Genomic DNA, 6,613 nt, shown 5'->3' with positions numbered 1-6,613 from the left:
AGAAACCGGAGATCCATCTCAAGACGCTCGGCAAGTCGGCCGAAGAGATGGTAGATACCCTGGAACACTGGCTGGACGAGCGTGACATTGCCGAAGAGCAATATGACAATGGCGGCGGCATCTGACGCTTTTTGCTTTAGAATACGAGTGACGCGTCGATTGAAGGAGAACGCTGGCATGGTTCGGGCCGTTCGCTTCCTGCTCTGGCGTGTGCCAAGCCCGGCATGCTGATTGGCAAGCGGAACCCGCCGCCAGTTGCGCCCGTGGCACGGTCGTTCTCGAACGCTGCAAGCCTTCCGCAGGATGACAAAGAGGGCCGGCGGAAGCTGGGCGTCTTACGTGCGCCTGGCTCATCCGTTGACGCAAACAAGTCGCATGACGGTGTGTCGGGATCCATGGGACTGCGCCAAAACTCCGGCGAGGTAGTATTTGGGCGCCACGTTCGCCGCTTCTGCATGATCTGCTTGTGTCTCTTTCGCTTGTTGTCGCCGGCCTTCGCGCAGGACGATGGCGAGGACGAGGACGAAGAAGATAGCGCCGTGTGCGACATCGATGTCGGCGGGTCCGGCTCGGAAAGCAAACCGCTCAGCGCAACCGATGGCACGGGGTCGCATCGCTACCTCGTCAACGGCGTTTGCTACGATCTATCCGGAAGCCTGCAGGGCACCCTGCAACACACCAATGCTCCGGAGCCGCATTTGGGACCTGGTTCAAGAACCGCCCGGACTTTCAGCTCCGAAGCGGATTTGCGCCTTGCGGCTGCGCGGCTGACGGGATCAGGACCGTTCAAGTTCGTCTTCGGTACTTCCTGGAGCTATAACTCCGACGATGGTTTCGACGCAGCGTCCACCTTGTCCGAAGCAACAATCGAATACGCGGGGGTAAAAGTTGGCTACGCTGAATCCCTCATGAACGCCTGGTCGGGCGATTTCCAGTTCACCGCGTCGTCGCCGTCGCTGAGCAGTTATCTGGCTTCCTACAAATACGAGATCACCGACGATCTATCGTCCTCTGCGGCGGTTGAGGCCGGTCCTCCGACCAGCCGCGGTGCAACCACCTGGGAATTCCCCAAGACGCCGCCGTATTTCACGGCGCAGCTCCATTACGAAAAAGACGACTGGATCATGCAGGTTTCGGCGGCCGCTCGTCGGCAAGAGACGCCGGCCGCGCGCTTGCTCGATTTGTCGGCCGGCAGCCGATTCGGTTGGGCAGCGACAGCCGGCCTTACGGCGCCGGTTAGATTTGCCGGTGAAGACGATAATTTTAGCGCCGGCCTTGCCTATTCGGTAGACGCGCCTGCTTTCCTTGGCACCGAAGCCGACGCCGCCGCTTTCGCCGCGCGCTTCCCCACCGTCGGCCCGATACAGGGTTGCTTCGTACCATCATGAATGGTCGGACAAATGGGAGTCGAACGCGTTCGTAAGCTATGTCGCGGTGAATCTCGACCTGTTCGCGACCAACCCCTCGATCAGAACGAAGCGATACGGCGTAAATTTGATCTATCAGCCCGCGGAAAAGTGGACGATCGGCACGGAAGTGGATGCGCTTAGCACACATGTCGCGCTCAACGGCGCGGTCGGTCTTATTCCGGGTGCCGATTTGAAAGGGACGACGGACTTCCTGTGGGTTACACGTGAATTTTGATCGGTTCGATGTAAACACGATCATCAAAGCTGTTGCCTCGCGGGATCTTCGACTTTTCTCCGCGCTACGAGAGCAAGAAGCCCGACAAACCTATCGTGCTAATTAGTGGCCGTTTCGGATCGCCGGCTGAAGCTCCTCGGCGGCATCCCCGCCCAGGAGCGAAAGGCGCGCGTGAACGTCCCGTGATCAGCAACAGCGCTGCGCTCCGGAACAAATGGGGCTCCTTCGGCGCAAACTGGGACGGTGGGACCGCAGAAGGCTGGCACGGCCCCAACGGACAGGCGCATCGCGCCTGTCCGGGAGCACTATTGCCAGAAGCCACCCAAAGTCACTGTATGTTGACGACGACGTAGCGCCCGCTGGAGGCCTGATAATACCTGCCGCCACAGTGCCACAGTACGGGGCCGTAGACGGTGGTTTTCACGCATGCGGCCGGGAGGCTGTTCACGTAGATACTCGTCCGACGGATTGTTCGGCGGGTGGTGCGCCTCGCAACGCCAGCGACGCTGCCGGGCGTGAGCGGATGGCCAACTCGCGCCTGCGCGTCGCCGACGAAAGAGGGGAGCGGAACAACTGTGTCGATCAGTCCGCCAAAAATCATGGCGACGGCGATCGCAGCCGCACCACCGGCCAATCTCAAGCTAAGTCTTGTCATCGTTCATCCTCTCTATAAGTCAAATACCTGCGGCAAGCGCTATTGGCCGTCAGGATCTTTATCGGCGCCGCGACGGGTAAAGTAAGAACGCGGGTCGTGGCGCCGGCCAGCCCGCCCTCTTCCTGATCTGGAATACCCTGCGCCAGGGCCTTGCGAAGATCCGGCGCAATTTCCGCGACTTGGGCGAACTTGCCGTGATTGGCCGCATCGTTGGCTTTCACATCAGACAAGTCAACGACTATCGCGCCGAGTTCTGCGAGTTCCGCCGTGTTGCTGCTCGCCCCAATCCGATCTTTGCCGCCAGCGATAAGCCTCGACAGACCCAATGCTTTGTCGTCGCGCGAGACAATGATCAAAAACGGCTTTTTTGGTTTCCCAATTCGCTGCATTTCCGATTTGAATACGTCCTCGTCGATGTCGGGGGCGGCGAGTATCACCATACCAAGCTTGCTGGCGGAAGTGAGGTTTCCCGATATCTCGATTTGCCGAAATGCCTCGACGGTTACCCAGTTGCCCATCGAATGCGCGAGGACGTTGATTTCATCGGCATCGCTGGCCAGCAAAAGGCGCAGCGTCCGCTCCAATCCGTCGCGAGCGATGGTCGCGCTGTTGTTGTCGTACACGCAGTCCAGCGTCTTGCCCCGCGAGGCCCAAACGCGATAACCCGCCGAAGATGGAATTCATCAGCGGATCGCGGAAGCCGGTGAACACCATCCACGCCATCGACTACGAGTTCTATGAAGAGCTTCACACGGTCATCGAGCGTGAGCCGAGTTCGATGCTCGATCCGGAAATGCTGGGCCTGTTTGCCTCCATCGGCATCCAGAAGGGCAAGCCCTTCGCGCCGGACGAGCGGATGAAGAAGCTGCAGGTCGAAGCGCTCGCTATCGGCAACGCAACCGCCCGCGCGCTGGCCTTCCGCCCTCGCCTCGACGGCGCCCAACTCTATCCAAACAGCTCCTGGAACGCGGCTTCGTGGACGGCAGCTATGAATGGCTCCGGGACGGCGGCGAGGGCGGCCGCAATCTCGACTCCAGGACCATGTTCTTCTACCAGGCGACGGTGAACACGCCCGCCATGGTGCAGAAAATGATCGGCGTCGGTTCCCAATACGCCTATGCCTCAACCGACGTGAACGGCGACTATCTGGACGGTGCCAAGACGTACAGCCTCCACATTCCCGCTAATCCGCCGGTCAAGGATTTCTGGTCCGTGGTGATCGGCGATCCGCAGACGCGCTCGGAGCTTGAGACGGGCCAGACCTTCCCGAGCAAGAACAACAAGCGCGACAAGCTCGCCGAGAACTCCGACGGTTCGGTCGATCTCTATTTCGGCCCGAAGGCCCCTGAAGGTAAAGAGGCGAACTGGGTCCAGACCGTCGCCGGGAAGGGATGGATGGTATCCGATTCTTCGGCTTTATGGCCCGCTCGAACCCTGGTTTGACAAGACCTGGCGGCCGGGCGAGTTTGAGGTGGTCAAGTAGCAGGGTTCCGCGTTCGATCCGGCATGGTTCGTTCGATTGCGGGAACGTCTGGTCGTACTGTCGATCGAAACTTGCCGGAGCGCTCGATGAGCAATGCACTGCCCACTCGAATTGGTCTTCTACTGTCGGCCGTCATTCCGATTTTCCTTTGGGTGCTCCTTGGAGCTTCCTGGGCCCAGCAGCCTCCAGACGGCGTGCCGCCCGAAAAGGCACGGCAATTCCTCGACCTGCTGTCCGATCCGGAGGTCAAGGTATGGCTCGAAGGAAAGATACCGGTAGCCGCCGAGGAACCGTCTGCCGCATCGCTGGCCGACGCAATCTCGAACTGGGAGCTGGCCGTTCGCGCACGTCTCGTCGCGCTCACCGATGCCATTCCTCGCATCCCGCAGGAGGCAGCTAACGCCGCCGGCGTCGTCTCGCGCGACGTGAATTCAGGTAGGCCCGGGCTGGTGATCCTGATCCTGGCAGTGCTGACTGTCGTCGGCTTCGGCGCCGAGTGGCTGGTCCGCCGGGCTTTGTCGCCTGGCGGTTCTGACCCAACAATTGATCCCGGACAGGCAGCCCTGTCCGAGGTCGCTGCCTTGCTGACATTTGCTCTGGCAGCCATCGGCTCGTTCCTCGCGTTCGACTGGCCGCCTTTGCTGCGCCGCATCGTGCTGACTTTGCTGCTCGCCTTCATCGCCGTGCGTGTCGTCCGCGCAATTGTCAGGTTGCTGTTTGGACTCGCCGGCGCGGAGAGCAGGACGCCGGATGAGACGCTGACAACAGTTCCTGTTGCAAACTCGACCGCGCAGCGTTTCTGGCTTCGGCGCGTGAGCCTCATCGCCGGCTTTCTGCTGTTTGGCTGGGCCGTGGTCAGCCTCATGCCGAGCATCGGTTTCTCGGTCGACGTGGCGCGGGTGGTTGCCCTGCTTTGTGGCCTGGGCATGTTGGCCATCGCCATCGAAATCGTCTGGCGGCGGCCGGGCAGCGCAGCTTCCGCTGCCAGGCATTCGCTGCTGACGCTCTATCTGATCGCGCTTTGGCTGGCCTGGGTGGCAGGACTGCTCGGCGTGCTGTGGCTCGGCCTCTATGCGCTGCTATTGCCGGTGGCGGTGCGTGGGGTTGGCAACGTCGCACAGGCCTTCGCCAGCAGAGCGCAGCGCAGCGGCGCCCTCGGCATCATGCTGAACGTGCTGATCGTCAGGGGAGCCAGGGCAGCGATGATTGGCGCGGCGGTCGCTTGGCTCGCCTATGTCTGGCGCATCAGGGCAGCTGCCCTTGCCGGCAGTGAAACAGGCGCGATCGTGATTTCGGGCCTGCTCAATAGCATCATCATCCTCCTGGTAGCGGATCTGCTGTGGCAGCTGGCGAAGGCGCTGATCGCTTATCGGATGGAGCTCGCGTCAAAAGACGGGTCAAGCGCGGACGACCTTGCCCGCAGCGGCCGGCTGCGTACGCTGCTGCCGATATTCCGCAACGTGCTTGCTGTCTTCATCGCGGCCGTCGCAGTGCTGACAATCCTGTCCGGACTGGGCGTGCAGATTGCACCTTTGATCGCCGGCGCGGGCATTTTCGGCGTCGCTATCGGCTTCGGTTCGCAGACACTGGTCAAGGACGTGCTGAGCGGCGTTTTCTATATGCTCGACGACGCTTTCCGTGTCGGTGAGTATATCCAGAGCGGCAGCTATAAGGGCACCGTCGAATCGTTCAGCCTGCGATCAGTCAGGCTGCGGCATCACCGCGGCCCAATTTTCACCGTGCCGTTCGGCCAGCTCGGCGCCATCCAGAACATGAGCCGTGACTGGGTGATGGACAAGATGGCTCTCAGCATCACCTACGATTCTGACATAGACCTCGCTCGCAGGCTCATCAAGAAGATCGGTCAGGAGCTGGCCGCGGATCCTGAGTTCGCGGCCGATACGATCGAGCCGCTGAAAATGCAAGGTGTCGACAGTTTTGGCGATTCCGGGATCGACATCAGGATGAAGCTGATGACCAAGCCGGGAGGTCAGTTCGGCATCAAGCGGCGAGCGTTCATGATGATCAAGAAGGCATTTGACGAGAACGGCATCAAGCTCGCCGTTCCCACCGTGCATGTGGAGGGTGGCGGCGACAACGCGGCCGCCGCGCAGCAACTACTCAAGATGAAGCAGGCTAAGAGCTAGCGGCAAACCCGGCGCCTGATGGCACTTCCGAATCCGGCCCGCTTTGTGACAACGCCACTGCGAGACTTGGCGAAAAAGGCCGGGACACCCCCTGCACTGCAGATTTGATCTGGCACAAATTGGGTCGTGATTTCGATCGGTATGATTATCTATGGTTCTAAATCTGCTCATCGGCACATTCGTCATAAGCCTGACGGTGCTGGTTCATACCTTTGGCCTTATCGCCGTCACACATGCGATGGGATACCTTGTGTCCCGCTTTCGCATGCACGGGCGCCGCAGCCGCATCGTCGCGATGATCAGCGTGGTGATGGGTCTCTTTGCCGTCATGACCACGGAGGTCTGGCTTTGGGCTGGGCTATACCGGATGCTCGACATCTTCGCCGATTTCGAAACTGCCTTGTACTTTTCCACCATCACTTTCTCGACGGTTGGTTACGGCGACATCGTGCCCGCCCATGCGTGGCGCGTCCTGGCGGCACTCGAGGGCGTGAACGGGTTCCTGCTAATCGGCTGGTCGACAGCCTACCTGATAGCAGCAGGCACCCGCATCGGGCCGTTCAAGGCCGGCGAGCATTTTTGACCGCAGCAGATGCTCCCATTTGCTCCCGATCAATGAACGCGCGTCAATCTGTCGGTAGGCTTTCTGTCGATGGTAACCACGAATTGCTCAGAGACAGGCGA

At 60.5% G+C, this 6,613-nt stretch carries 7 protein-coding genes and 1 pseudogene; 6 read left to right on the top strand and 2 right to left on the bottom strand.

The window, feature by feature from the left end; genetic code table 11:
- Window positions 1–224: 224 nt before the first annotated feature.
- Together EN851_RS33900 and EN851_RS33895 are read left to right on the top strand one after the other, a co-directional pair.
- Window positions 225–1,388: a porin gene (locus EN851_RS33900; RefSeq protein ID WP_135931015.1), complete on the top strand. Its 1,164-nt coding sequence runs from the start codon at window positions 225–227 to the stop codon at window positions 1,386–1,388.
- 46 nt (window positions 1,389–1,434) lie between these two features.
- A complete protein-coding gene (locus EN851_RS33895) occupies window positions 1,435–1,644 on the top strand; it encodes a hypothetical protein (protein ID WP_135931014.1) in 210 nt (69 codons plus the stop codon).
- Between the two features lie 328 nt (window positions 1,645–1,972).
- On the opposite strand, the gene EN851_RS37485 is transcribed toward EN851_RS33895, so the two are convergent.
- Both EN851_RS37485 and EN851_RS33885 read right to left on the bottom strand, forming a co-directional pair.
- Entirely contained in the window at window positions 1,973–2,245 is a 273-nt protein-coding gene (locus tag EN851_RS37485) for a hypothetical protein (RefSeq protein ID WP_245520875.1), read from the bottom strand.
- Between the two features lie 50 nt (window positions 2,246–2,295).
- Window positions 2,296–2,922: an alpha/beta hydrolase gene (locus EN851_RS33885; RefSeq protein ID WP_245520874.1), complete on the bottom strand. Its 627-nt coding sequence runs from the start codon at window positions 2,920–2,922 to the stop codon at window positions 2,296–2,298.
- Window positions 2,923–2,972: 50 nt separating this feature from the next.
- Between EN851_RS33885 and EN851_RS37480 the strand changes: the two genes are divergently transcribed.
- The 4 genes and pseudogenes from EN851_RS37480 (at window position 2,973) to EN851_RS33870 (ending at window position 6,512) form a co-directional block, all read left to right on the top strand.
- Entirely contained in the window at window positions 2,973–3,365 is a 393-nt protein-coding gene (locus EN851_RS37480) for a hypothetical protein (RefSeq protein ID WP_245520873.1), read from the top strand.
- Window positions 3,275–3,742, top strand: a complete 468-nt coding sequence (locus EN851_RS37475; RefSeq protein ID WP_245464257.1) for a DUF1214 domain-containing protein — start codon at window positions 3,275–3,277, stop codon at window positions 3,740–3,742. The genes EN851_RS37480 and EN851_RS37475 overlap by 91 nt, the downstream gene beginning before the upstream one ends.
- A 126-nt stretch (window positions 3,743–3,868) precedes the next feature.
- Window positions 3,869–5,952: pseudogene (locus EN851_RS33875) on the top strand (mechanosensitive ion channel family protein); the annotation flags it as partial.
- Between the two features lie 128 nt (window positions 5,953–6,080).
- A complete protein-coding gene (locus EN851_RS33870) occupies window positions 6,081–6,512 on the top strand; it encodes a potassium channel family protein (RefSeq protein ID WP_135931011.1) in 432 nt (143 codons plus the stop codon).
- Window positions 6,513–6,613: the final 101 nt, after the last annotated feature.

This window comes from Mesorhizobium sp. M8A.F.Ca.ET.208.01.1.1 (assembly GCF_004791315.1).
GTDB lineage: Bacteria > Pseudomonadota > Alphaproteobacteria > Rhizobiales > Rhizobiaceae > Mesorhizobium.
Note: the sequence above shows the minus strand (reverse complement) of the source record. Positions and strands in the feature narration are given on the sequence as shown.

Excerpts from the sequence above, each read along its gene's own strand:
- EN851_RS37485 (WP_245520875.1), bottom strand. The coding sequence starts at position 2,245 with ATGATTTTTGGCGGACTGATCGACACAGTTGTTCCGCTCCCCTCTTTC.
- EN851_RS33900 (WP_135931015.1), top strand. The coding sequence starts at position 225 with ATGCTGATTGGCAAGCGGAACCCGCCGCCAGTTGCGCCCGTGGCACGG.
- EN851_RS33870 (WP_135931011.1), top strand. The coding sequence starts at position 6,081 with ATGGTTCTAAATCTGCTCATCGGCACATTCGTCATAAGCCTGACGGTG.
- EN851_RS37480 (WP_245520873.1), top strand. The coding sequence starts at position 2,973 with ATGGAATTCATCAGCGGATCGCGGAAGCCGGTGAACACCATCCACGCC.